We start from the raw sequence: 22,730 nt of genomic DNA, 5'->3' as shown, positions 1-22,730 counted from the left end.
TATTGTCGGGTTGCCCCGTTAGCCAAGGAGAAACGTCAATGCCGGTTACCCTGCTAAAGGTTACCAAGGCCGAATGGGAACGGGACCCGCAGCTCGCCCTCGATCTTGCCCGTATCTACGCCGACGTGCCCGCCGAGCGGCTGCCGCTGCCGCCGGATGACTACATTCGCGATCAGTTTGCACGACAGGGTACCTTCTGCTGTGGACGCTTCAATGATCGCCTGCTCGGCGCCGTGGCGATGAATGTCGTCGACGATGCCTGGTGGCTTTCTAACCTGTGTATTCGCAAGACCACCAGACGCCGTGGCGTGGCTTCTCGGCTGGTGACGCTGATCTGCCAGCAGGCCCTGCGCGATGGCTGCCTGCTGCGGGTTGCGACCTCGACGCTGCTGTTGGGTGATGAGTTGCTGCTCAAGAAAATGGGCTTCAGGCTGGTCGCAGGCGGTGAGCACTACGAAATGGACCCCAAGGCTTCACTAGGAGGTAAAGGATGAGAGCACTGTTACGTACGCTGCTAGCAGTGGTAGGGATACTGGGCTTGGTAGTGGTGGGTGCAGTGGTCTATATCACGACCTTCTTCGACCCCGAAGACCTGAAGCCACACTTGGTGCAGGTGGTACGCGATCAGAGCGGCCTGGAGCTTGAGCTGGATGGGCCGCTGGCCTGGTCCTTCTATCCGCGCCTGGGGCTCAGCGTGGCCGATGCCGAAGCCCGTCTCCCGGACCAGCCCGAAAACGAGCAGGCCTTCCTGGCCTTCGATCAGGCCGAGGTCAGCCTGGCCTTCGCGCCGTTGTTATCCGGCCATGTGGCCATCGACGGCTTGAACCTTGACGGCATGCGTCTGAATCTCAAGCGCGACGCCGCAGGCCGCGGCAACTGGCAGACCCTGGTTGACCGGCTCGCACGTCAGCAGGAGCAGGCGGCCAGCGACGGCGCGACTTCCTCAGTCGTCGCCGAAGCACAGACACAGACAAACAGCGAAAGCGCCAGTGAGACGACCAGCGATTCCTCTTCTGCGCTGCCCGGTGGTCTGAGTGGCGAGAACGGCGTGGCGGTGGCGCTCGACATTGCCCGCGTGGACCTCACCAATGGCAGCATTCGCTATACCGACCGCCAGGGCGGCCATGCCTGGCACATTGATTCCCTGAATATCAGCGGCAGCAACGTCAATCCTGCCAAGGCCTTCCCGCTCGGTGCCGACTTCACCCTGGCGTCGTTCTTGGTGCCCGAGGGACAGTCGCGGGAAGCCGAGGCCCAATGGGTCAGCCAGATGAAACTGGACAGCCGGGTGAAGCTTGGTCTCGACGACGGTCAATACGTGCTGAGCGACCTGAAATTGAATACCAACACCCAGTTGGCCGGCACCGATGGTAAGCAGCAGAAGGCCAACCTCAGCTTTCCTAGCCTCGAGGCCAACATCAACAGCGGCCGCTATGTGCTGGAAGGCGGCACCCTGGAGGCCAGCCTGTCGCACCCGTCGCTTGGCGAAAAGGTGCTGCCGCTGTCGCTTACTTTTGCCGCCGATGCCGATCTCGAAGCGCAGACCCTGCGCATCAGCGAATGGCAGCTCAGCGGAGAAGACAGCCTGAAGCTTGGCGGCAACCTGCGCGTCGAACAGCTGCTCGGCGCCCCGCAGTACCGCGGCCAGCTGGCGCTGGAACCGCTGTCGCTGCGCACCTGGCTCAAGCGCCTGGGCAGTCTGCCAGAGACCGCCGATGACGCCGCACTCGACAGCCTGGCGATATCTAGCCCTGTGGAAGGCAATCTCGAGCGGTTCAGCCTGCCGAGCCTGACCCTGACGCTGGACGACACCACCCTCAGCGGCTCGCTGTCCGCTGGCCTCGACGGCCGTTCGCTGGCGCTTGATTTGCAGGGCGATGTGCTGAACCTCGATCGCTACCTGCCGCCGGCCACAGAAGGCAGCGACAGTGCCCAGGCAAGCGCCGATAGTGAGTCCAACGCTCAGGCTTCCGGTGAGGCTAGCCAGGCCGGTGCCGCGGCTGTTAGCCAGGCCGGTGGCGAGCTGGTACCGGTGGCGAGCCTCAAGGCCCTGGACCTCAACGCGGATCTCGCCCTCGAGCGGCTCACCGTGAAGGGAATGGACCTTGAACAGGTGGTGCTCAAGGCCCGCGGCAATAACGGCCAGCAGCGTCTGGAGCGCTTTGACGCGCGATTCTTCGACGGCACCCTTGCCGCCACCGCCGGGCTCGACCTACGCGAGTCGCCGCTGCGCTGGCGCTTTGCCCCAACGGTCAAAGATGTCGCCGCCGAGCCCTTCCTTGCCGCCCTAACCGGCGCAGAGTCGCCGCTGCGCGGCAAGCTCAATCTTAGCGGCGAGCTGACCACCCGCGGCAATAGCGCGGCCGCACTGCCGGCGAAGCTCAACGGCCAGCTGAAGGCGAATATCGACGACGGCGCGGTGTTCGATGTCAACGTCTCGGAGGAGCTTTGCACCGCCGTGGCGCTGCTCGAAGGCAAGCAGACCAGCCGCGAATGGAGCCCCGATACCCGCTTTGACAGCGCTAGCGCGACGCTCAACATCCGCGACGGGGAAGTGCGCAACGATGACCTGGATATCAGCATCCCCGGCATCCAGGTTACCGGCGAAGGCAAGGTCGGCCTGGTCGACAAACGCCTGGACTATCGCGCCGCGGCCCGCTTCGTCGATACCGCCGACGCCGCCTGCGAGGTCAATCCGCGCCTCACCAAGGTGCCGCTGCCGGTGCGCTGCGAAGGCGACCTGTCCGGCACGCCTGCCGACTGGTGTCGCTTCGATCGCGGCGCCTTCCGCGACGCCGTGGCCAACCTCGCCCGTCAGGAAGTCGAGGCCAAAGCCAGCGAAGAAGTCCAGAAACGTCTCGACGATGCACTGGAAGGTATCGATGAACGTATCGGCGAAGGTGCCTCCGGGGAACTTCGTGACGCCCTAAAGGGTCTATTCCAGTAGTCATGAGCGGCCGGTGATGAGTCGGCCCTGATGACGAGACGTTTCATGCAAGCCTGTCCTGCGCCGACCCCATCGTCGGCGCTTTTTTTTGTCGCTTTTTTACCCCCAAGCCCGTTCGCCGGTTACCCTTCACGCCCACTGCTGTAAGCGGCACCATCCATGACTCAACTGTCCACGACCGAAGCGCCCATGACCGATATCCCCGAGGCCGTCGAGCCGATCGATCTCTCGCCCGAGGAGTTCCAGCGCCGCCTGATGGCCTGGTTCGACGAATACGGCCGCAAGACCTTGCCCTGGCAGCACAACACCACGCCCTATCGGGTCTGGGTTTCCGAGATCATGCTGCAGCAGACGCAGGTGGCCACGGTGATTCCCTACTATGAGCGCTTCATGGAACGCTTTCCCGACGTGCACGCCCTGGCTGGCGCTTCGCAGGACGAGGTTCTGCACCTGTGGACCGGGCTTGGCTATTACGCTCGCGGGCGCAACCTGCACAAGGCCGCTCAGGTCGTCGTGAACGAGCATGGCGGCGAGTTTCCCGTGCACAGCGTCGACGCCTTGGCCGCACTGCCCGGCATCGGCCGCTCAACTGCTGGGGCCATCATCAGCATCAGCACTGGCGAGCGGGCGGTGATTCTCGATGGCAACGTCAAGCGCGTGCTGACGCGCCTGCATGCCGTGGAAGGCTGGCCGGGGCGGCCCAGGGTCGAACGCCCGCTGTGGGCGCTTGCCGAGCGCTACACGCCGCATGAACGCCTGCCCGACCATACCCAGGCGATGATGGACCTGGGCGCCACCCTGTGCCGGCGCGGCAGCCCCAGCTGCTTGCTGTGCCCCTTCGAGGACGTGTGCCTGGCGCACGCCCGCGGCCAGGAAAAGCGCTTCCCCGAATCCAAGCCCAAGAAGGCGCTGCCCGAACGCTCGACCATCATGCTGCTGCTGCACGACGAAACAGGCCGCGTGCTGCTTCAGCAGCGCCCCGCCGTGGGCCTGTGGGGCGGCCTGTGGTGTTTTCCCCAGTTCGATGACCGCGAGGCCCTGATGGACTGGCTGGACGCTCACGCACCCGCTGCCGAGCTGGCACCGGCCTGGAATGCCTTCAACCACACCTTCAGCCACTTCCGCTTGGCCATTACCCCGCAGCCCGCACGCGGCCGACAGGCTGCCGTGACCGAAGGCGGCGGGCTCTGGTATAACCCCAGCGAGCCGGCCAGCATTGGCTTGGCCGCGCCGGTCAAGGCACTGTTAGAGTCGTTGGCGCGACTCGCCAGCCCATCCAACCCGCAAGACCCGGAGTGATCCCATGAGCCAGACCGTGTTCTGCCGCAAGTACCAGCAGGAGCTTGAAGCCCTGCCGTTTCCGCCGCTGCCTGGCCAGAAAGGCCAGGAGATCCAGGCCAGCGTATCCAAGAAGGCCTGGGAGGAGTGGCAGGCGCTGCAGACTCGCCTGATCAACGAGAAGCATCTCAGCATGCTCGACCCCAAGACCCGCGAGTACCTGATGGAGCAGATGGAACGCTTCCTGGATAACCGCGATACTGACCAGGCTGAAGGCTACGTACCGCCAAGCCAGTGATTTTTCTTCATTCCATCTCTTTGAAAGAAAAAGGGTTGACGCGCGGAAAGCTTTCTAGTTAAATACGTCCTCGTTGGCACGGGCCAGATAGCTCAGTCGGTAGAGCAGGGGATTGAAAATCCCCGTGTCGGGGGTTCGATTCCCTCTCTGGCCACCAATCTGCTGGGGTATAGCCAAGTGGTAAGGCACCGGTTTTTGGTATCGGCATTCGCAGGTTCGAGTCCTGCTACCCCAGCCACTGCCAACCCAAATTAAGTAGCATCATCTGGTACTTGTAGTTAGTGAGTTGCCCCCGCCGGCATAGCTCAGTTGGTAGAGCAACTGACTTGTAATCAGTAGGTCCCGGGTTCGACTCCTGGTGCCGGCACCATTAAAATGCAGCGCACACAAGTAGTTAGATATAAAGAGGTCGCCCATTGAGGCGGCTTTTTTGTGTGCGTGGAAAAAATTTTCCTCCCGAAGCGCCTTCCATGTGACCCGAGGCGCAGCGCATCGTCATCCACTGGCGGCCCAGGATGCGTTGCAAGACCAGGATATTTCCCCAGTTCATAATGAAAAGACTGGCACGATGCCCGGGGCCTGGATCGCGTTGCTTGTTTCCATGTCGTACCTGCTCGCCCAAGACGGTGCGGCAGGTAACTGTAAGTCGGCTCGCCAAGCATGGAGTAGGCCTGCCCTTTCGCCATACCGGGAATGAGCTCTCCACGAGTTTTAGCCTGAACACGCCGATTACGGTTCGTCAGGCTTGATTTGAAGCCGGGAGCTGCGCTGCTGCGCCTGTGATCTTGCTTCCGGGGCTGCACTTGGCGTAGGGGTGAAGGTCCGGAGCTTCATAGGTTAGGGCATTACCGCGCGTCATGGAAACCTCGACACCAGGGCGGGCTTCCTGGTACAGCGTGTCGCCACCGATCTGGCACTTATGGATATCGGAGTGGTCGGGTAACGGCAGCAGCGAACCGCACAGCAGCAAGGCGGGAGCGATCATCTCTGATCTCCAAGCAGGCTCTCTAGATCTAAGGAAATCTAGCACAAGCCAAATAAGGCGCCAGGGGCATCGGCTACGTTGTGTGGCTAAAAGCATTGCAGCCAAGCGGAGTATATAGCACCCACGTAGTCCATTTTTAAAACCTTAAAAAACAGTATCTTAACATTGTGTTGGACTGGTTTTTGGGTGGTGTGCTAGGATTAGTCCACCTGTGGCCACAAGGCCCGATGATATTGCATACGAAGGTGGTCTTTCGAAATGGACATCTACTCCGAGTACGTCCAGCTGGCTAGGCTTGCTGTCTCAGGACGGCAAGACGATGCCAAGATGTTTCTACAGCGGACTCTCAGAAGGGCAAAAAAAGACCGTCCCGACTTCGAAGAGCAGCTCAAGAGCTTACTGAGCAAGCTTGAAAAAGAGGGAGCACCTTCGACTAAAAGAGCCACAACACCCGCTATTAGCTCCCAATCAAGAATTAGTGCTCAACATGTCTTTACGCCTGATAAGTTTGAGGGTGTTCGCCCGATTTGGGATGAAAAAATAGAAAATGAACTAAGCGGAGTCGTTTTAGAAAGAGAGAAAGTTGATGAGCTGGCAAAGCTTGGTGTAGGGCCCACTCGCACCATCCTTTTCACAGGCCCACCGGGGGTCGGAAAAACCATGGCAGCTAATTGGCTTGCCCATAGAATTAAAAAAGAAATTGTTGTGCTAGATTTGGCCGCTGTCATGAGTAGCTACTTAGGCCAGACTGGCAACAACTTAAAGAAAGTCGTTGAGGAAGCCGGAGAGTCTGGGGCGATACTGTTTCTAGATGAGTTCGATGCTATCGCTAAAAAGAGAGGCGATGATGGTGATATTGGAGAGCTAAAGCGCCTTGTGAATGTTCTTCTTCAGTCTTTAGACGCATGGTCTAAAGATGGCCTTCTCATAGCTGCTACGAATCATCCGGAAATGCTTGATAGAGCAGTTTGGAGAAGATTTGACAGAGTGGTTGAGTTTGATACACCAGATGCAGAGCACGTTTTTAAGTTAATGAATGAGCGTGTGTCGGCTTCAGGTGCAAAGATCAACGAGAGCCTGATGAAGGCGGCCTCAAAATCGCTTGAGGGGCAGTCATATTCTGATGTGAATAACTGGCTGTCCTCAGTGTTTAGAGCTAGTGTTGTCAGCGGGACAAAGGTTGAAGAAAAATTTGCAGAAAGAGTGTCAGAGAGGTTGGGGGCGCTTACAGCTGAGGAAAGGCTAAAGCTAGCATGTGACTTAACTTCTTCTGGACTCTCACAGCGTAAGGCTGCAGTGATTTCAGGGGTGTCCCGAGATACCATCAGAAAACACCTTTAAGGCACTAATTACGCAGGGAAGGGTGAAATAATGTCTAAGCAGAACTTCTTGTTAGGTAAAGGCGAACGTCTGGCTAATCCTATCGCCAAAAAAAATTCGGGTGGGTCCAAGGGGCTTCCATACAGCTTTAGCTTTATCTCCAATTTCATGAAAGATAGGGTGAACGAGGTGGAAAGCTACTTGGATGGTCTTCGAGAGGGAGCGTGCCCTGGTGGAAATTTGGTAGCAAGTATCACTGTGCACCCCAGGTTTATCTCCAAGAGTGATTATCCCTACGAGTTTTTGAGGTCGGCAGGCTTTGAAACCGTTGGTGGTAAGTCGCAATGGGTAGAGCCTAAAGCCTGGGGTATTGAGGCGCCGCCAAATAATGAGGCCGTTACCGATACGCTTTATGTGAAGACAAATAGAAAAGGTCTACTTGGACTGATTAGGGAGATTCCCAGCTGGGACCCTGAGAGTACGTTATCTCGACAGCTTAGAACAATCGAAGACTTTTCAATTCCTAGCCCCGGAGAAAAGTTCAAGTCCGCTTTGCATCAGGTGGAGGGTGAGAGCGAGGTTTATGAGCTTGTCTTGCATGGCAGTGGCGATGATTTTATTCTGAATAGCTTTTTCGATTATTGCGAATCTCTAGGGGCAGAGCCTGTTAGAGAAAAGCTCCGGGCGGGCAATGGTGTAACCTTTGTTCCTGTACGGTGTTCTGCCGGCATTGTTGAGGCCCTTTCAGCTTTCACGTTTGTGAGAGTGACAAGAAAAATGCCTGGTTTGCGGACTTTTCGCCCAGCAATGTACAGGGCGGGTGTAGCTCGAAAGCCAAGCTTTCCTGATGAGGGAGTCTTGAATAGAAATTCAAGAGTTGCTGTCTTTGATGGAGGGATGCCAACAGATTCTCCATTGCTACCATGGGTGAATTATATCGAGCCACATGGCATAGGGCCGATGCATCCGGATGCCATCGATCATGGCGAAGCTGTTACATCGACAGTGCTTTTTGGTCCCCTTACTCCTCAAAGTAAGCTGGAGAGGCCTTTTTGCCAGGTAGACCACATAAGAGTTATAGATCAGCGTACAGGTACTGATGCTGACTTTGAGTTCTATGACTGTTTAGACCGTATTCTAGAGCACTTAGATAGCTCCGAAAACACATACGATTTTGTGAATCTTAGTCTAGGTCCTGACTTGCCGGTAGAAGATGATGAAGTCAATAGGTGGACTTCAGAGCTGGATCAGCGTTTTGCGAGCAACAAGTCATTGGCTGCGGTAGCGGTTGGTAATTCTGGAGAGCTAGATGAATCGTTTGGGTTGAATCGTATTCAGCCGCCTTCCGACGGCGTGAATGTGCTTTCTGTTGGGGCTTGTGATAGCTCGCTAGATGACTGGTCGAAGGCATCTTATAGCTCGGTTGGCCCAGGGCGCACTCCCGGTGTCGCAAAACCCGATGGACTTGCCTTTGGTGGATGCTTTGAACGTCCTTTTGGCGTCTACTCAAGCTCGCAGGGTGGACTGGTAGGCACCAGTGGTACTAGCTTTGCAGCGCCCTTCACTCTTAGAAGCTGCATTGGGTGCAAAACCCTAATTGGTGATGACATCTCTCCGCTAGCCATAAGAGCCCTTATGGTGCACCGTGCAGAGCCTGGAGAACACCAGCGGGAAAACGTTGGGTGGGGAAGGTTCATCACAGATACAAACAACCTTCTGACCTGCGATGATGACGAAATAACGGTCATCTATCAGGGAGAACTCCCGGTAGGTAAGTATCTTAGAGCACCAATTCCACTGCCAGAAGAAAAGCTTGAAGGTAATGTGGATATCAAAGCGACGTTGGTGATAGCTCCCGAAGTCGATCCGGCATTCGTTCATGCTTATACACGGGGTGGGCTTGAAGCTGTTTTTAGGCCCAATGAAGATAAACCATCGCAAGGTGGTGATCCTAATTACCCGGCGACTGATACCTTTTTCTCTAAAAGTAATTTGAGCAAAGCCGCAGAATTTAAGCTGCGAGGGGATGGGCACAAGTGGGAGCCCTGCTGGAAAGCCTCAAGGACCAAAAGAGGTAGCTCCCTGGTTAATCCCGGTTTCGATATCTATTATCACAATCGGGATGAAGGAAGAAAAGATGATGAAGCTAAACCTATACCGTATGCATTCATCGTCAGTCTTAAAGCGCCAAGGGTGAAAAATCTGTATGACCAGGTACTGAATGCATATTCCAGCATCCTAGTACCCTTAGAAACCCGTGTCGATGTGCCTGTCAGGACCTAACGCGATACTGCCCCTTAAGTGCCTTGATGCCTGAGGGGCGTGTCCACATCGTGTGAGCAGCAGCGATAGGAATTGATAGAATTCTGCAATTCAGTAGGCCCCGGGTTCGTCTCCTGGTGCCGGCACCATTAAAAAGCAGCACACACGCAGCTAGAGATAAAGAGGTCGCCCATCGAGGCGGCTTTTTTGTGTGCGTGAAAGAAGCCATCCCACCAAGAGCCCCACCTATCCACATCCGCCTAGCGCCAAACCTCCCTGTGGATGGTTTTCCCCGCAGCGCCTTATGTCGCCTATGAGCGGCGTCTATAGCTAGGCTCAAGCGCATGAGGCCCACCCGCTGCCACGCTTTGGTGATGCAACGCCCCTTGAAATATGCGATCTCGTTCGCACATCACATGCAGGCTGCCCCATGGCATAACCGGGGCGGCGAGCAATCACGGATCCTCATCACAAGAAGAACTGACCCAAGGCCAAGTGCCGGGCTGGATCTGCACTTATTTCACAGACGCTTTTTCGGAAGCCATGGAGGTGATCTAGTGTCAGTACAGACCGCTACCCGCCAAGCGACACAAGCCACTAACGCGCCGCGTGATCCCTATCCCACGCGCTTAGCGCAGCCGTTGGACATGCCCTGGCTGAAGCGTCAGGAGCCGGTGGTGAAGGGCCGCGCCGAGGATGGCCCACTGGACCCGGGCCAGCTCGAGCGCTTCGAGCGCGAAGGCTTTCTGTTCGAGCCGAACTTTCTTTCCGGGCGCGAGCTCGAGGAACTGCGCGACGAGTTGAAGGCGCTGTTGGAAAACGAAGACTATGCCGGGCGTGATTTCAGCATCACCGAGCCTGGCAGCCAGGTGATCCGCTCGCTGTTCGCGGTGCACTTTCTCTCCGAGCGTTTCTCAAGGCTCGCCGAAGACGAGCGACTGGTGGGCCGCGCCCGCCAGATTCTCGGCGGTGAGCCCTACGTGCATCAGTCGCGCATCAATTACAAGCCTGGCTTCCAGGGTAAGGGCTTCAATTGGCACTCCGATTTCGAGACCTGGCACGCCGAGGACGGCATGCCGGCGATGAACGCCGTCAGTGCTTCGATCGTGCTCACCGACAATCACACCTTCAACGGCCCGCTGATGCTGATTCCCGGCTCGCATCGTGTCTTCGTGCCCTGCCTTGGCGAGACGCCGGACGATCATCACAAGCAGTCGCTGAAGACGCAGGAATTCGGTGTGCCGAGCCGCGAGGCGCTGACCCGGCTGATCGAGCGCCACGGCATCGAGGCGCCGACCGGTGCTGCGGGTGGGCTCTTGCTGTTTGACTGCAACACCTTGCACGGCTCCAATGCCAATATGTCGCCGGACCCGCGCAGCAACGCTTTCTTCGTTTATAACCGCCGCGACAACGCCTGTGGCGAACCCTATGCGGCGAAGCGCAAGCGCCCGGACTTCCTGGCGCATCGGCCAGAAGACGATTGGGGCGCGCAGCAGCACTGAGGCCAGCGCATCCAAGGATCGCATGACGCCTAGTTCTTTGGTGGCGGGCCGCCTAACCAGGGCATGGGTGACGTAGACTGACCCTCAATCATGGCGATGGGTGCACGTTGCGTGGCACCGCTCGCTGCTCTCACGTCGTCATCTACGTCCCATGACTGCGCGCCATTCCATTACTACGCGCCATGCGCTGGACCTGGTCAGGAGAACCGCTCCCATGCATTTCGTGCCCCGTTTTACCGACGGTCAGGATTTTCCCCATGCACTTGGCAAGATCGTCTGCGTGGGGCGTAACTACGCCGAGCATGCCAAGGAACTGGATAATCCGGTGCCGAGTTCGCCGCTGTTGTTTATCAAGCCGGCCACGGCGGCGGTGCCCTTGAAGGAGCCGATCGATATTGCCCCGTCGCGGGGCGAGGTGCATTTCGAGACCGAACTGGCGCTGCTGATCGGCGATACGCTTACCGATGCGAGCCCCCAGCAAGCCGAGCAGGCGGTGGCCGGCATCGGCCTGGCACTGGACCTGACCCTGCGCGAGGTGCAGAGCCGCTTGAAGGAGAAGGGGCACCCCTGGGAAATCGCCAAGTCCTTCGATGGCGCCTGCCCGCTGTCGCCTTTCCTGCGCCTTAACGGCCCGCTGGACTGGTCGAGCCTCAATTTCTCGCTGGATATCGACGACGAGCGTCGCCAGACCGGCGACACCGCGGATCTGCTGTTCCCGGTTCCCGAACTGCTGGCCGAGATGAGCCGTCACTTTACGCTGTTGCCCGGCGACGTGGTGCTGACCGGCACCCCGGCAGGCGTCGGGCGGCTGCCACGCGGTGCCCGGCTGCATTTCGACCTCAACGGCTGGTTGCAGGTCGAGACGCGGGTGGAGGCGTAGCAGCCGCCCCCCTCACCGAAATGAGAGGATCGTCAATAAGCGCGTGAACGTTCGCATTGGGCCCTGGGATGCCGTCAGGGCCCGACCGATAAGACATCGCCTCGTCAAGCTCTTGGCGAGGCGATGTATTTTGTGGCGATGTATTTTGTGGCGATGTAGCTTGTGGCGGTGTGAATTGGCGCGCCGTGGCCAGTGGTTGGCCAGGCGGCATCGCCATCAGCCCAAATAGGTGTAGCTCTTGAGCCCGGCATGCAGGTCGTCGAGGAAGGCGCGGCGTTGGGCTTCGGGCAGGCCGCTGGATTCGAGCTGACGGCTCAGGCGTGCGCGCAGCACCTCGGCATCGAAGTTGACGTAGCCAAGCACCGAGGCCACGTCGTCGCCGCGAATCGCCTCGGAGAGTGCCCAGCGGCCGTTGGCATCGAGCGCGGCATCCACCGAATCGGTGTCGCCGAACAGGTTGTGCAGGTCGCCGAGGATCTCCTGATAGGCGCCGACCAGGAAGAAGCCGAGCAGCTTTTCGTCGTCGTGCTGCCAGTCCGGCAGCGGCAGGGTGGCCTCGACGCCCTGGCCGTCGACGTAGCTGTCGATGCGCCCGTCGCTGTCGCAGGTGATGTCCTGCACCACGGCGCGGCGGGTCGGCTCCCGGTCGAGTCCCGATAGCGGCAGCACCGGGAATATCTGCTGAATGCCCCACACATCGGGCACCGACTGGAACAGCGAGAAGTTCACGAACAGCTTGTCGGCGAGCTTCTCGGCCAATTCGTCGAGGATCTCCCGGTGGGCGCGGTTGCGGGCATCGAGCTGGCCGCGCAGCCGGCCGCAGGCGGCGAAGTAGACGGCCTCGCCCTCGGCGCGGGCGGAGATGTCGGCAAGGCCCAGCACGAAACGGTCCTGTAGCTCGGCCATCGCCTGCACCAGATCGTGGTAGGCCTCGACCAGGCCGCGAGGCTCCTGGCTGGCCGCCAGTTGGTCGTGCACCCGCCACAGTTCCTGCACCTCGCCATCCTGAGCGGTACGCGACGCCGGCGGCGCCTCGCCGATGCGTTCCTCGCCGATTACGTTGGTGATCAGTACCGCGTGATGGGCGGTCAGGGCGCGGCCGGATTCGCTGATCAGGTGCGGGTGGGGCAGGCCTTCGGCATCGCAGGCCTGGCGGAAGGCGGCCACCACGTTGCCGGCGTATTCGCGCATCGAGTAGTTGATCGAGCATTCGCTGCGCGAGCGGGTGCCCTCATAGTCGATGCCAAGCCCGCCGCCGACATCGACGGTATCCACCGGCGCGCCGAGTTCCCGCAGGCTCTGGTAGAAGCGGGCGCATTCGCGCAGGCCACGCTGAATGTCGCGGATATTGGCGATCTGTGAACCCAGATGGAAGTGCACCAGCTGCAGGCTCTCGAGGGAGTCGGCCTCGCGCAGGCGCTCGACCACCTCGAGGATCTGGCTGGCGGTGAGGCCGAACTTGGACTTCTCGCCGCCGGTGTTCTGCCACTTGCCCTTGCCCACCGAGGCTAGCCGGGCGCGCAGGCCGATGCGCGGCGTGACCTCGAGGCGGCGCGCCTCTTCAAGAATCAGTTCCAGCTCCGAGAACTTCTCGACGACCAGGTAGACCTTGTGGCCCAGCTTTTCGCCCATCAGCGCCAGACGCACGTACTCGCGATCCTTGTAGCCGTTGCAGACGATCAGCGAGGGGGCGTCGCCGGAGAGGGCGAGCACGGCCAGAAGCTCCGGCTTGCTGCCGGCTTCCAGGCCGACGCGGCCGCGGCCGCGCTCCTGAGTGGCGAGAATTTCCTCGACCACCCGGCGCTGCTGGTTGACCTTGATCGGATAGACGGCGGTGTAGCCGCCGTCGTAGTGCTCATCCTGCATCACGTAGTCGAAAGCCGCGCAGAGCTGCTCGACCCGGTCGTGCAGGATATCGGTGAAGCGCACCAGCACCGGCAGGCGCAGGCCTGCCGCGCGCAGTTCGTCGACCAGGCCGTCCAGCGGCAGGCTGGGGCCCTCTACCTCGCTGCCCAGCGGGCGCACCAGGGCATGGCCCTGGTCATCGACGTCGAAATAGCCGCTGCCCCACTGGTCGATGTTATAGGTGCGTCTTGCCTTGGCGGCGGGTGAGGTCATGTCGCTCTCCTGAGCTGGCCTGAGCCGGCGCGATGACGGAAACGGAGCCGCATTATGACGCGGGGCAGCGCGACTGTCAGTGGCCTGCGGTATCTGTGAGCAACGGGCCGGCAGGAGGTAAGCCCTCATAATAACGCCCGCCGAGGTGGCGGGCGCATGGGCCAAACGCTGATTATGCCATCGTGGAGCGATCAGGCCGGCAGCGGTAGGGCACCCTCGAGGCGTTGGCCGAGAATGGTGCGGAAACGCTCGGGGTCATGGGGCGTGAGGTCGTGAGCCGGTGGGTCCACGTAGACCACCAGCAGCCGCGAGAGCCAGTAGCGCAGCGCGGTCATGCGCAGCATCATCGGCCAGGCATCACGCTCGTTGCTGGTCAGTGTCCTGCGGGCCTGGTACGCCGAGAGGATGGCGTCGTGGCGCTCCTTGTCCAGGTGCCCGTCGTCGTCGGTGGCCCAGTCGTTGATGACGATCGCCAGATCGAAGAGCAGGTCGCCGGTGCAGCCGTTGTAGAAGTCGATGATGCCGCCCAGCCGCTCGCCGTCGAACAGGGTGTTGTCGCGGAACAGGTCGCCGTGAATGGCGCCCTGGGGCAGGTCGGGAGCATCGCCGAAGAACACCTGGTAGGCGTCGATCTCATCGCTCATCAGCGCTTGGTCGTCAGGCGAGAGATAGGCCAACACCCGGTGGTGCATGGGGACCAGCCAGTGCAGGTCGCGGGGGTTGGGGCGCTGCCCCTCGAAGTGGCGCGACACGGAATGCATATGGCCGAGGGCGTCGCCGAGGGCACTGCACTGCGCAATGCTGGGCGCGCTGGGGTGCTTGCCGGGCATGCGCGGAAACAGCAGCGCGGGCTTGCCGGCCAGGCTCTGCAGGGCGACGCCATCGCGGTCGTGCAACGGGCCGGGTACCGGCAGCCGATGCTCGGCCAGATAATCGAGCAGGTCGACGAAGAACGGCAGCTCTTCGTGTTCGCCCTGCTCGAACAGCGTCAGCACCAACTCGCGGGAGTCGGTGGTCACGAAATAGGTGGTGTTCTCGGTACCGCTGGCCACGCCCTTCAGCCCCGTCAGGGAGCCTGCCTCGAAGCGTGTCAGGAAGTCCGCGACCTGCGCGTCGTCAAGCGGGGTGAATACGGCCATGTCTCTCTCGCCCGGAATGCCAAACGGAACATTGTACCGGCTTGCCGGCGCGATGCACGGCCCACGTCGTCAGTCCTTCGGCTGAGCGAAGCCCTGTCACTGAAACAGGCCCTCAAGCCAGCGGGTTCCAACCAACAGACGCTAAGCGAACAGGTGCTCAAGCGACAGGTCTCGTGCCGAGTGCTGATCTACCACTCGACCAGCACCCAGCTGGGAATCGCGACCTGGTCGCCGGATTGGCGAGCGAAGTTACCATCGCCGTCTTCATCGATCAGGAAATAGGATGGCCCTGCCTTGGGCGTGATCTTGATCGCGTAGAGCTGGCCGTTGACCCGGTATTCCTCGATGGTGCGGTCTTCCTGCTGGCGGATGGTGACATCCGGTTCGACATCGGTGGACTGGGCCAATGCCGGGGCCGTCGTGGCAAGGCAAGCGCCAATGACCAGGAACAGGCCGAAGACTGCCGTGAGGAAAAGGCGACGCGGTATGGCGAACATGGTGAGCTCCTGATATCAGCGAAACAGTGTTCACGCTTATATCGCTAGTGTAGGTCAGCTCGCTAACGCCAGGCGAGCCTGACGTGATGCAGGGAGCTGCGTATCATGGGTGGTAGTGATCTTGCTCAAGGAATCGGTATCTATGGCCACCCCGCCCATCGTCCTCGTCGACGGCTCCTCCTACCTGTACCGCGCCTTTCATGCCCTGCCGCCGCTGACCACCTCCAAGGGCCAGCCGACCGGGGCCGTGAAGGGCGTGCTCAACATGCTCAAGAGCCTGATCAAGCAGTACCCGGATAGCCCGATGGCGGTGGTCTTCGACGCCAAGGGCAAGACCTTCCGCGACGAGATGTTCGAGGCGTACAAGGCGCAGCGCCCGCCGATGCCGGACGACCTGCGCAGCCAGGTGCAGCCGCTGCACGATTGCGTCAAGGCGCTGGGTCTACCGCTGTTGTGCATCGAGGGCGTCGAGGCCGATGACGTCATCGGCACCCTGGCCCGCCACGCCACCGAGGCCGGGCGCGACGCGGTGATCTCCACCGGCGACAAGGATATGGCCCAGCTGGTGAATGCGCATATCACCCTGGTCAACACCATGAAGGGCGAGACCCTGGACGTGGACGGGGTGAAGGACAAGTTTGGCTTGCCGCCGGAACTGATCATCGACTTCCTGGCGCTGATGGGTGACAAGGTCGACAACATTCCCGGCGTGCCGGGCGTGGGCGAGAAGACGGCACTTGGCCTGCTGCAGGGCATGCAGGGCGGCCTCGACACCATCTACGGCGACCTGGAACGGATCAAGACGCTGAGCTTTCGTGGCGCCAAGACGCTCGGCAAGAAGCTCGATGCTCACCGCGACGAGGCCTTCCTCTCGCACAAACTCGCCACCATCAAGACCGACTGCGAGCTGCCGGTGGGGCTCGATGATCTCGACATCGCTCACCCGGATCGCGAGGCGCTGACCGAGCTGTACCGGGAGATGGAATTCAAGGCCTGGCTCTCCGACCTGCTCGAAGGCAAGGACGAAGGCGTCAATGCGGCTCCCGCCGGCGAGAGCGATGCGGCCGACGAGCCGGAAGAGGAAAGTCAGGACGCGCCGGCCAGCCCCCGTGAGGATCACGTCATCCTGGAGCAGGCCGACTTCGACGCCTGGCTCGAGCGCCTCGAGGCCAGCGAGGCGTTCTGCTTCGACCTCGAGACGACGAGCCTCAACTACATGGAAGCCGAGATCGTCGGCGTCGGGCTGGCGCTAAAGGAAGGCGAAGCCGCCTATGTGCCGCTGGCGCACGATTATCTCGACGCCCCCGCCCAGCTCGATCGCCAGGCGGTGCTCAAGGCGCTGACGCCGCTGCTCGAGGATGCCAGCAAGGCCAAGATCGGCCAGAACCTCAAGTACGATATCTCGGTATTGGCGAGCTATGGCATCCGCGTCGCCGGGCCGCTGCACGACACCATGCTCGAGTCCTACGTGCTCAATTCCACCGCCACTCGTCACGATATGGACTCGCTGGCGCTGAAGTACCTGGGCGAGAAGACGGTGAGCTTCGAGGAAATCGCCGGCAAGGGTGCCAAGCAGCTGACCTTCAATCAGATCGCCCTCGAGCAGGCTGCCCCCTACGCCTGCGAGGACGTCGACATTACCCTGCGCCTGCACCACGAGCTGCGCCCGCGCCTCGAGCAGGAAGGCCGCGTCAGTGAAGTACTGGACGCCCTCGAGCGGCCGCTGATTCCGGTGCTGTCGCACATCGAGCGTACCGGCGTGGCCCTGGACGCCGAGCGCCTGCACACCCAGAGCCGCGAGCTCGAGACGCGCATCCGCGAGCTAGAGGCCCGCGCCCACGAGCTAGCTGGCCGCGAGTTCAACCTGGGCTCGCCCAAGCAGCTCGCCGAGATCCTCTTCGAGGAGCAGAAGCTGCCGGTCAAGAAGAAGACCCCCAAGGGCGCGCCTTCCACCGCCGAAGCGGTGCTCGAGGAATTGGCGCTGGACTTCCCGCTGCCCAAGGTGATCATCGAGCATCGCGGGCTTTCCAAGCTCAAGTCGACCTACACCGACAAGCTGCCGCTGCTGGTCAACAAGGCCACCGGCCGGGTGCACACCAGCTACCACCAGGCGGTCACCGCCACCGGGCGGCTGTCATCAAGCGATCCCAACCTGCAGAACATCCCGATCCGCACCGAGGAGGGTCGCAAGATCCGCCAGGCCTTCATCGCCCGGCCCGGCTACAAGATCGTCGCCGCCGACTACTCCCAGATCGAGCTGCGCATCATGGCGCACCTCTCCGAGGACGCCGGCCTGCTCGAGGCCTTCGCCGAGGATCGTGACATTCACGCCGCCACCGCCGCGGAGGTATTCGGCGTCGAGCTCGATAAGGTCTCCAGCGACCAGCGGCGTAGTGCCAAGGCGATCAACTTCGGGCTGATCTACGGCATGAGCGCCTGGGGGCTTGGCAAGCAGCTCAACATCGAGCGCAATCAGGCCCAGACCTACATCGACCGCTACTTCGACCGTTACCCGGGCGTGGCCCGCTACATGGAGGGCATCCGCGCCCAGGCGGCGGAAGATGGCTTTGTCGAGACCGTCGCCGGCCGCCGGCTCTACCTGCCCGAGATCAAGGCGCAGAACCAGGGACGCCGCCAAGCCGCCGAACGCACCGCCATCAACGCACCCATGCAGGGCACCGCCGCCGACATCATCAAGCGCGCCATGATCGACGTGCACGCCTGGCTGATGGACGGCGAAATGGATGCCTGGATGGTCATGCAGGTGCACGACGAACTGGTCTTCGAGGTGAAGGACGAGCAGGTCGATGACTTCATCGATGCCGTTAAGGCCCGTATGCGCGACGCTGCGGATTTGAAGGTGCCGCTGATCGTTGAGGCAGAGAGCGGCATCAACTGGGACGAAGCCCACTGAGGCGCTAGCACGTATTAGCCCGCAAGCATCAGCCTGGCCAGGGCCGGGCTGATGTGGGCTGATGTGGGCTGATGTGGGCTGATGTGGGCAGGGTAAGCGTTGGCTGAATAAGCCGTTCTTGAACGCGCTACATGCTCGCCGCGCGCTCGGTAAGGCACTCATCGGAGGCCACCTCAAATTCCCGACAAATCAGCGGCCGGTTTTCATAGATGGAGCACATCAAGGTGTCGCGATCGAGTGCCGAGCACCAGCCATCCTCCAGGCGGTGCATCGTCTCCCCGCCCCACTCGTCTACCTCGATGTAGCGTTCCGGCACCCCGGTGTCGGTCAAGATGACCACCTCTAGCCGACAGCAGCAGGCCTGGCAGTTCGAGCAGGCGACCTCGGAGGCCGGCAGGTTCTTCGCTTCGATGGGCGTCATGGATATCCGAGGTTGGAGACGTTTGGCGTCATCATACGCTAGCTTTGCGGTATTTTCTGGGCTTGCTTGGTGTAAACCCACTTCCATGTCACCAGTCCGGCTCCTCCTCGCATTCGTCTACGGAGGTGTCCATCCCCTCACGAATAGACTCACGCATTCCCGGCACGGATAGCAGGCAAAGTGTTTCCTGAATGGCCGACCAATCTTCCTCGGATACCAAAACCGCTTTGTTACGCTTACCTATAATGATGATTGGTTGGTGGGACTCGGCGGTCTCGTCAATCAATCGATAAAGGTTGCTGCGCCCCTCAGTCGCTGTCATTCCGGTCATGACGCACCTCGTACACGTTAAAATTTTAATAGGTGTACGCCTATTCGTACGTACGTCAAGGCGAACGCTATGCATGCTGCGATGCAGCATGCGCGGAGCCCGCAATTTAGTAAGTGTTGCCGTGCCTAGTCTGGTTATACTTCCCTCGGTAGATCCAGAGCCTTCTTGATTCTGTCTTCAAGGCTATGAGCATCATCATAGTCATAGGTATTCGAGTACCCGATTAGATGCCTTACGGCCTCTTCAGGCCGGAGCCCCCTCCATCTGAGATAGCGCCTGTACCAACCAGGAAGCTCTATGTATGCTGCGGAAAGTTCAGCTGACGACTTGCGATTTGACCTTATGCGCTCCCTATGCAACTCTTTAATCTCGTCATTCAGATTGTCAGCTTTTATAACCTGAGCATAGAAGATGAACTCAGAATGCACCCGCGCCCGAATCTCACGAAACCTTAGTATTGGTTGTACCGAAAAGGTGGAAAACCAATAGCCCACGGCACCAGCAAGAATACCTATAAGGGCCGTTATGAGGTTAATGTTCAATTTTCAACCTCCAGAAATAAAGTGCCTAATCGCAGTTAATCGCCCAAAACGTGGCAGCGCTTTGGGCGGTCAACTGCAGCTGACTATTGGACACGTCCTTGGTTCCGTAATTGAATCCGTGGTCTGGCCCGATTCTCCCTAAAGCCAGCATCTCGATGGTTGAACTCGACGCTCAAGAGGGTATCTTAGCTCTTCTTTTATTTTTACTTCGGAGGCTAGGATAACCGCAGCTGTGCCTGCTCTTTGACGAAAGTAATTGCGTCTCGAATGACGAAATAGAGATTGTGATGATCCACCGCGAGCGAGTCTGGGATCGCTGCGTCATCGTTGAACACCAGGGACGTCAGCGGGATCGTGTTCGGTGGTGGCTCTTTGCATCGCTCATGATTGGACTGAACGTGCTTGAAATGATGCGCAATCATGTCGACCATCAGGAACATAATCGACTCCTCTCCCCATTTTTTCCTCAAGTTTCCCGGTTTCCGCTGAAAGCGATCGATCGAGTGATACACGGCCACGCACGCGAGGAAGGCGAGCCTAGTTGAACCAGGTTGCGCATGGTAGTCCATGAACGTCGGTTCGACGATATTGGACATGTAGTCGTTGAAAGCCTTGAGCTCGCTCATTCCGCTGTCCTCGCATGTGACGCTAGCATAAAAGTGGATCTCGCTAATCGAACACGCCGTCTGTTGAGTCATTGCTGAAACGCTTCCGAGCCTCCCAACGCCGAAGCTCAGTTGCCGACCGAAGCGCGGCAGCACTTTGGGCGGTCAACTGCAGCGCCTCGTTTCGTATTTGAACTCACGGCTGGGCACCGCCGCGCCTCGGAAGTATGGACGTCAACGCATGAGTCGTCCGCTTTTCACTCAACGCACTCTTAGCGCGTTCCGCCAAAAGTAGCGTAAGTGACGCCGCCGTTATCTGAAATATCGAACGGGATTTAGCTAATTTATCGGCAAGCTCTGGATATTCCCGCTTTACTAGCAAAGGCATTTTCAGAGAGTCGCATCTGTTACTAATACTTGGCGTGACAAAGCTCCAGCCATGTTCTTCATGCGCGAATAAATTCCTGATTTTCCTTATGAGCTGGAGGTCGTGAGCCTCGTCTTCAGCAAGAAGACCACAAGCGTAGGAAACGCTTATTCTGGATGAGAACGTTGACAGTGGCCCAGTTCCCTCGAACAGTGCCTTCTGTTGTTTGCAGGGCATTGAAACGAAGTGGGCGATCAGCAATTCTCGAAGCCGGTTATCAAGGTTTGCAGCGAGGATAAGCGCGCAGCCTCTGTCGCCTTCACCTTTTGTTTCAGCGAGCATTTCCTGAAATTTTCGATTTTCGTACATAACGGGGTCGATACCTAAAACGCCAGCAGCAGGGGCGCGACGTCCGGAGCGTCCCCTGCCTGCACTGGTTATGGATTTTCAGCTTCCAGCCGGGAAGCCATGGATAAAGCGATATCGATATAAGCCTCAACTGGCATCCCCTTCACACCGAATTCCTCTGTGTGTGCGGCTTCATTCCTGAGCCTTCGAAGCTGATCGAACTGGTGGAATTCGTTTTTGGTTAGGACCTCACCTTTGAGTAGCTTCTGCAAATGAAGAGGACTCTTTGCATACCGGCTCTCAAGATCCGGGTATATTCGTGCCGCCTTTTTCGCGGCGGCCACTTCAACTATACGAAAAGCCTCAAGAACAGCGGATCTTGGCGATATCTCTGCTAGCCGCGACAAGAAGCTAAATTGATCTTGATACTCGGCTGTCTGTTCGACTTCATTGTTTTGAATCCCTTGAGCTTGTCGTTCTTGCACCAGTTCACTGACACCCTCGGTAAACTCAATCTCGGTTTCTTTGTGCCTAAACTTCTTTAAACGAGGGAGCAGGTCCGTAATTTTGTCTCGCAACAGAAAGACGACAAAGACAGCAACTGCTGGCCAAGCTAGGGAATCGATTGTCTGTGCGAAAAACGTCTTCCAATCCATGCTCACTTATCCATAACGCCTGGGCTCAGCGGCCGATTTGGAGGCGCATCGCGCCGGAAAAGCGGTGGACTTCCCCCAAAAAAATGGACACGCCCCATCAACTGACTCCCTCGAACTCTAGCGGAGTCCGGTAACCAAGGCCACTGTGCAGCCGGCAGCTGTTATAGAAGCCTTCAATATAGTGCTTGATGTGTTTCCGCAATTGTCTCAACGTCACGAAGCTGGTGGCGTGCAGCAATTCCCCCTTCAGCGTTTTGAAGAAGGACTCCACTTCGGCATTGTCGGTACACTGCCCCGGCCGGTTCATGCTGTGGCGTACCCGGTGCTGTTTCAGTAGCGCCTGGGTTTTGTGCGCCCGATATTCGATACCACGGTCCGTATGGAACAGCAGATCTGAAGCCGGTTGCCGGCTTGTAAAAGCCTCCCTCAGTGTCGCTCTGGCGAAGTCTGCGCTCAGGCTCTCTCCCAGCCGCCAACTGATGATCCGTCGTGAGAACAGGTCCAGAACGACCGCCAGGAAAACGTATCTCTTGCCTAGCTTGATGTAGGTGACATCGCTGCTCCAATGCTGGTTAACGGCATCCGGCTTCTCGGCGTCGAGCCGGTAATTTGGCAGAGCCTTCAAGTCATCACACCGTTTCGTCATGCGGCGATAGACTCGCGCCACACGGGCTTTCATACCCCATTCCCGCATCAGTCTGGCCACCCGGTTCTCTCCCACAACCAGACCGTCACGGCGCAGGGTCTGATAAACCCTGGGGCTGCCATAACGACCCTTGCTGTCGTTGTAGACCTTACGGACTTTCGACAGTAACTCGGCATTCTCTGAGGCTCTCTGACTAGGCTTCCGGTTTGCCCAGGCATAGTAACCAGACCGCGAGATGTTCAGGTGGCGACACAGCGCTTTTACTCCGTGTTCCCCTCGGTGTTTCCAGACGAACCGGAACGCTTCCGTCGTTCCTCGGCCTGAAAACGTTGAAACTTTTTTAGGATGTCGTTTTCCTCCTGAAGCTCCGATATCCGGCGTTTCAGGCGAGTAACCTCATCCTGCTCCTGGATCTTCTGTTTGGCCTCAGCTGGGGCTTTCTTGACACGTTTCATGGCGAACTTTCCCTCTCGATATTCCTTCCGCCAGCGTGACTGCATGAAAGGGGGAATATCCAGCGCTTCGGCCACAGCTTTGACGCTCCGGTGGGCCTGGTGGCTCCATTCCACCGCTTTCACTTTGAACTCAGTGCTATAGCGCTGAGTCTTCTTCCCTGTGATCATCTTTGGCATCGTTTTTCTCCTCGTGCGGAGTTATCGATGCGTGTCCACTGA

At 59.1% G+C, this 22,730-nt stretch carries 20 protein-coding genes and 3 tRNA genes; 12 read left to right on the top strand and 11 right to left on the bottom strand.

The window, feature by feature from the left end:
* Positions 1-38: 38 nt before the first annotated feature.
* From HUS66_RS11160 to HUS66_RS11130, 7 genes are all read left to right on the top strand, one after another.
* On the top strand, positions 39-494 hold the full coding sequence (locus HUS66_RS11160) for an acetyl-CoA sensor PanZ family protein (protein WP_175070981.1): 456 nt from the start codon (positions 39-41) through the stop codon (positions 492-494).
* Entirely contained in the window at positions 491-2,947 is a 2,457-nt protein-coding gene (locus HUS66_RS11155; RefSeq protein WP_175070980.1) for an AsmA family protein, read from the top strand. The genes HUS66_RS11160 and HUS66_RS11155 overlap by 4 nt, the downstream gene beginning before the upstream one ends.
* 189 nt (positions 2,948-3,136) lie before the next feature.
* Positions 3,137-4,246 carry an A/G-specific adenine glycosylase gene (gene mutY, locus HUS66_RS11150; RefSeq protein ID WP_175071010.1) on the top strand — a complete coding sequence of 370 codons (1,110 nt, stop codon included), beginning with the start codon at positions 3,137-3,139 and terminating at the stop codon, positions 4,244-4,246.
* Between the two features lie 4 nt (positions 4,247-4,250).
* A complete protein-coding gene (locus HUS66_RS11145; RefSeq protein ID WP_092528489.1) occupies positions 4,251-4,523 on the top strand; it encodes an oxidative damage protection protein in 273 nt (90 codons plus the stop codon).
* Between the two features lie 81 nt (positions 4,524-4,604).
* A tRNA-Phe gene (locus tag HUS66_RS11140) sits at positions 4,605-4,680 on the top strand.
* A gap of 6 nt (positions 4,681-4,686) precedes the next feature.
* A tRNA-Gln gene (locus HUS66_RS11135) sits at positions 4,687-4,761 on the top strand.
* Between the two features lie 56 nt (positions 4,762-4,817).
* Positions 4,818-4,893, top strand: a tRNA-Thr gene (locus tag HUS66_RS11130).
* Positions 4,894-5,262: 369 nt separating this feature from the next.
* On the opposite strand, the gene HUS66_RS11125 is transcribed toward HUS66_RS11130, so the two are convergent.
* The gene (locus tag HUS66_RS11125; RefSeq protein ID WP_175070979.1) at positions 5,263-5,508 is read right to left on the bottom strand and encodes a hypothetical protein; all 246 of its coding nucleotides are present in this window, start codon (positions 5,506-5,508) and stop codon (positions 5,263-5,265) included.
* Between the two features lie 258 nt (positions 5,509-5,766).
* Between HUS66_RS11125 and HUS66_RS11120 the strand changes: the two genes are divergently transcribed.
* The 4 genes from HUS66_RS11120 to HUS66_RS11105 all read left to right on the top strand — a co-directional run bounded on the left by HUS66_RS11120 (position 5,767) and on the right by HUS66_RS11105 (position 11,472).
* Positions 5,767-6,849, top strand: a complete 1,083-nt coding sequence (locus HUS66_RS11120) for an ATP-binding protein (RefSeq protein WP_175070978.1) — start codon at positions 5,767-5,769, stop codon at positions 6,847-6,849.
* A gap of 30 nt (positions 6,850-6,879) precedes the next feature.
* On the top strand, positions 6,880-9,111 hold the full coding sequence (locus tag HUS66_RS11115) for a S8 family peptidase (RefSeq protein ID WP_175070977.1): 2,232 nt from the start codon (positions 6,880-6,882) through the stop codon (positions 9,109-9,111).
* Between the two features lie 536 nt (positions 9,112-9,647).
* Complete coding sequence (gene thpD / locus HUS66_RS11110) at positions 9,648-10,592, top strand: ectoine hydroxylase (protein ID WP_282848687.1); 945 nt, start codon at positions 9,648-9,650, stop codon at positions 10,590-10,592.
* A gap of 214 nt (positions 10,593-10,806) precedes the next feature.
* Complete coding sequence (locus HUS66_RS11105) at positions 10,807-11,472, top strand: fumarylacetoacetate hydrolase family protein (RefSeq protein WP_175070976.1); 666 nt, start codon at positions 10,807-10,809, stop codon at positions 11,470-11,472.
* 216 nt (positions 11,473-11,688) lie between these two features.
* Here the strand turns inward: HUS66_RS11105 and speA are convergent, their stop codons facing one another.
* The 3 genes from speA to HUS66_RS11090 all read right to left on the bottom strand — a co-directional run bounded on the left by speA (position 11,689) and on the right by HUS66_RS11090 (position 15,226).
* Positions 11,689-13,590 (bottom strand): biosynthetic arginine decarboxylase, encoded by a 1,902-nt coding sequence (speA, locus tag HUS66_RS11100; protein ID WP_175070975.1) that lies wholly within the window; start codon positions 13,588-13,590, stop codon positions 11,689-11,691.
* Positions 13,591-13,781: 191 nt separating this feature from the next.
* A complete protein-coding gene (locus HUS66_RS11095) occupies positions 13,782-14,729 on the bottom strand; it encodes a homoserine kinase (RefSeq protein ID WP_175070974.1) in 948 nt (315 codons plus the stop codon).
* A gap of 188 nt (positions 14,730-14,917) precedes the next feature.
* On the bottom strand, positions 14,918-15,226 hold the full coding sequence (locus HUS66_RS11090; protein WP_175070973.1) for a DUF2782 domain-containing protein: 309 nt from the start codon (positions 15,224-15,226) through the stop codon (positions 14,918-14,920).
* Between the two features lie 142 nt (positions 15,227-15,368).
* Here HUS66_RS11090 and polA point away from each other — a divergent pair, with 142 nt between their 5' ends.
* Positions 15,369-18,140, top strand: coding sequence for a DNA polymerase I (polA, locus tag HUS66_RS11085; RefSeq protein WP_175070972.1), 2,772 nt, complete (start codon positions 15,369-15,371; stop codon positions 18,138-18,140).
* 127 nt (positions 18,141-18,267) lie between these two features.
* On the opposite strand, the gene HUS66_RS11080 is transcribed toward polA, so the two are convergent.
* From HUS66_RS11080 to HUS66_RS11050, 7 genes are all read right to left on the bottom strand, one after another.
* Positions 18,268-18,561 (bottom strand): YkgJ family cysteine cluster protein, encoded by a 294-nt coding sequence (locus tag HUS66_RS11080; RefSeq protein ID WP_175070971.1) that lies wholly within the window; start codon positions 18,559-18,561, stop codon positions 18,268-18,270.
* Positions 18,562-18,649: 88 nt separating this feature from the next.
* A complete protein-coding gene (locus HUS66_RS11075; RefSeq protein ID WP_175070970.1) occupies positions 18,650-18,892 on the bottom strand; it encodes a type II toxin-antitoxin system Phd/YefM family antitoxin in 243 nt (80 codons plus the stop codon).
* A gap of 134 nt (positions 18,893-19,026) precedes the next feature.
* Positions 19,027-19,434, bottom strand: coding sequence for a hypothetical protein (locus HUS66_RS11070; protein ID WP_175070969.1), 408 nt, complete (start codon positions 19,432-19,434; stop codon positions 19,027-19,029).
* 215 nt (positions 19,435-19,649) lie between these two features.
* On the bottom strand, positions 19,650-20,060 hold the full coding sequence (locus HUS66_RS11065; RefSeq protein WP_175070968.1) for a hypothetical protein: 411 nt from the start codon (positions 20,058-20,060) through the stop codon (positions 19,650-19,652).
* A gap of 175 nt (positions 20,061-20,235) precedes the next feature.
* Entirely contained in the window at positions 20,236-20,775 is a 540-nt protein-coding gene (locus HUS66_RS11060; RefSeq protein WP_175070967.1) for an MltR family transcriptional regulator, read from the bottom strand.
* A 68-nt stretch (positions 20,776-20,843) separates the two neighbouring features.
* A complete protein-coding gene (locus HUS66_RS11055) occupies positions 20,844-21,410 on the bottom strand; it encodes a hypothetical protein (protein WP_175070966.1) in 567 nt (188 codons plus the stop codon).
* A 97-nt stretch (positions 21,411-21,507) separates the two neighbouring features.
* Positions 21,508-22,688 (bottom strand): IS3 family transposase gene (locus tag HUS66_RS11050; RefSeq protein ID WP_425340083.1). Its coding sequence is split into 2 segments (ribosomal slippage): positions 21,508-22,389 and positions 22,392-22,688, totalling 1,179 coding nucleotides; the frame shifts between segments, so codons are not numbered across the junction.
* Positions 22,689-22,730: the final 42 nt, after the last annotated feature.

It is taken from the genome of Onishia taeanensis (genome assembly GCF_013349955.1).
In the GTDB taxonomy this organism is placed as follows: Bacteria; Pseudomonadota; Gammaproteobacteria; order Pseudomonadales; family Halomonadaceae; genus Onishia; species Onishia taeanensis_B.
Note: the sequence above shows the minus strand (reverse complement) of the source record. Positions and strands in the feature narration are given on the sequence as shown.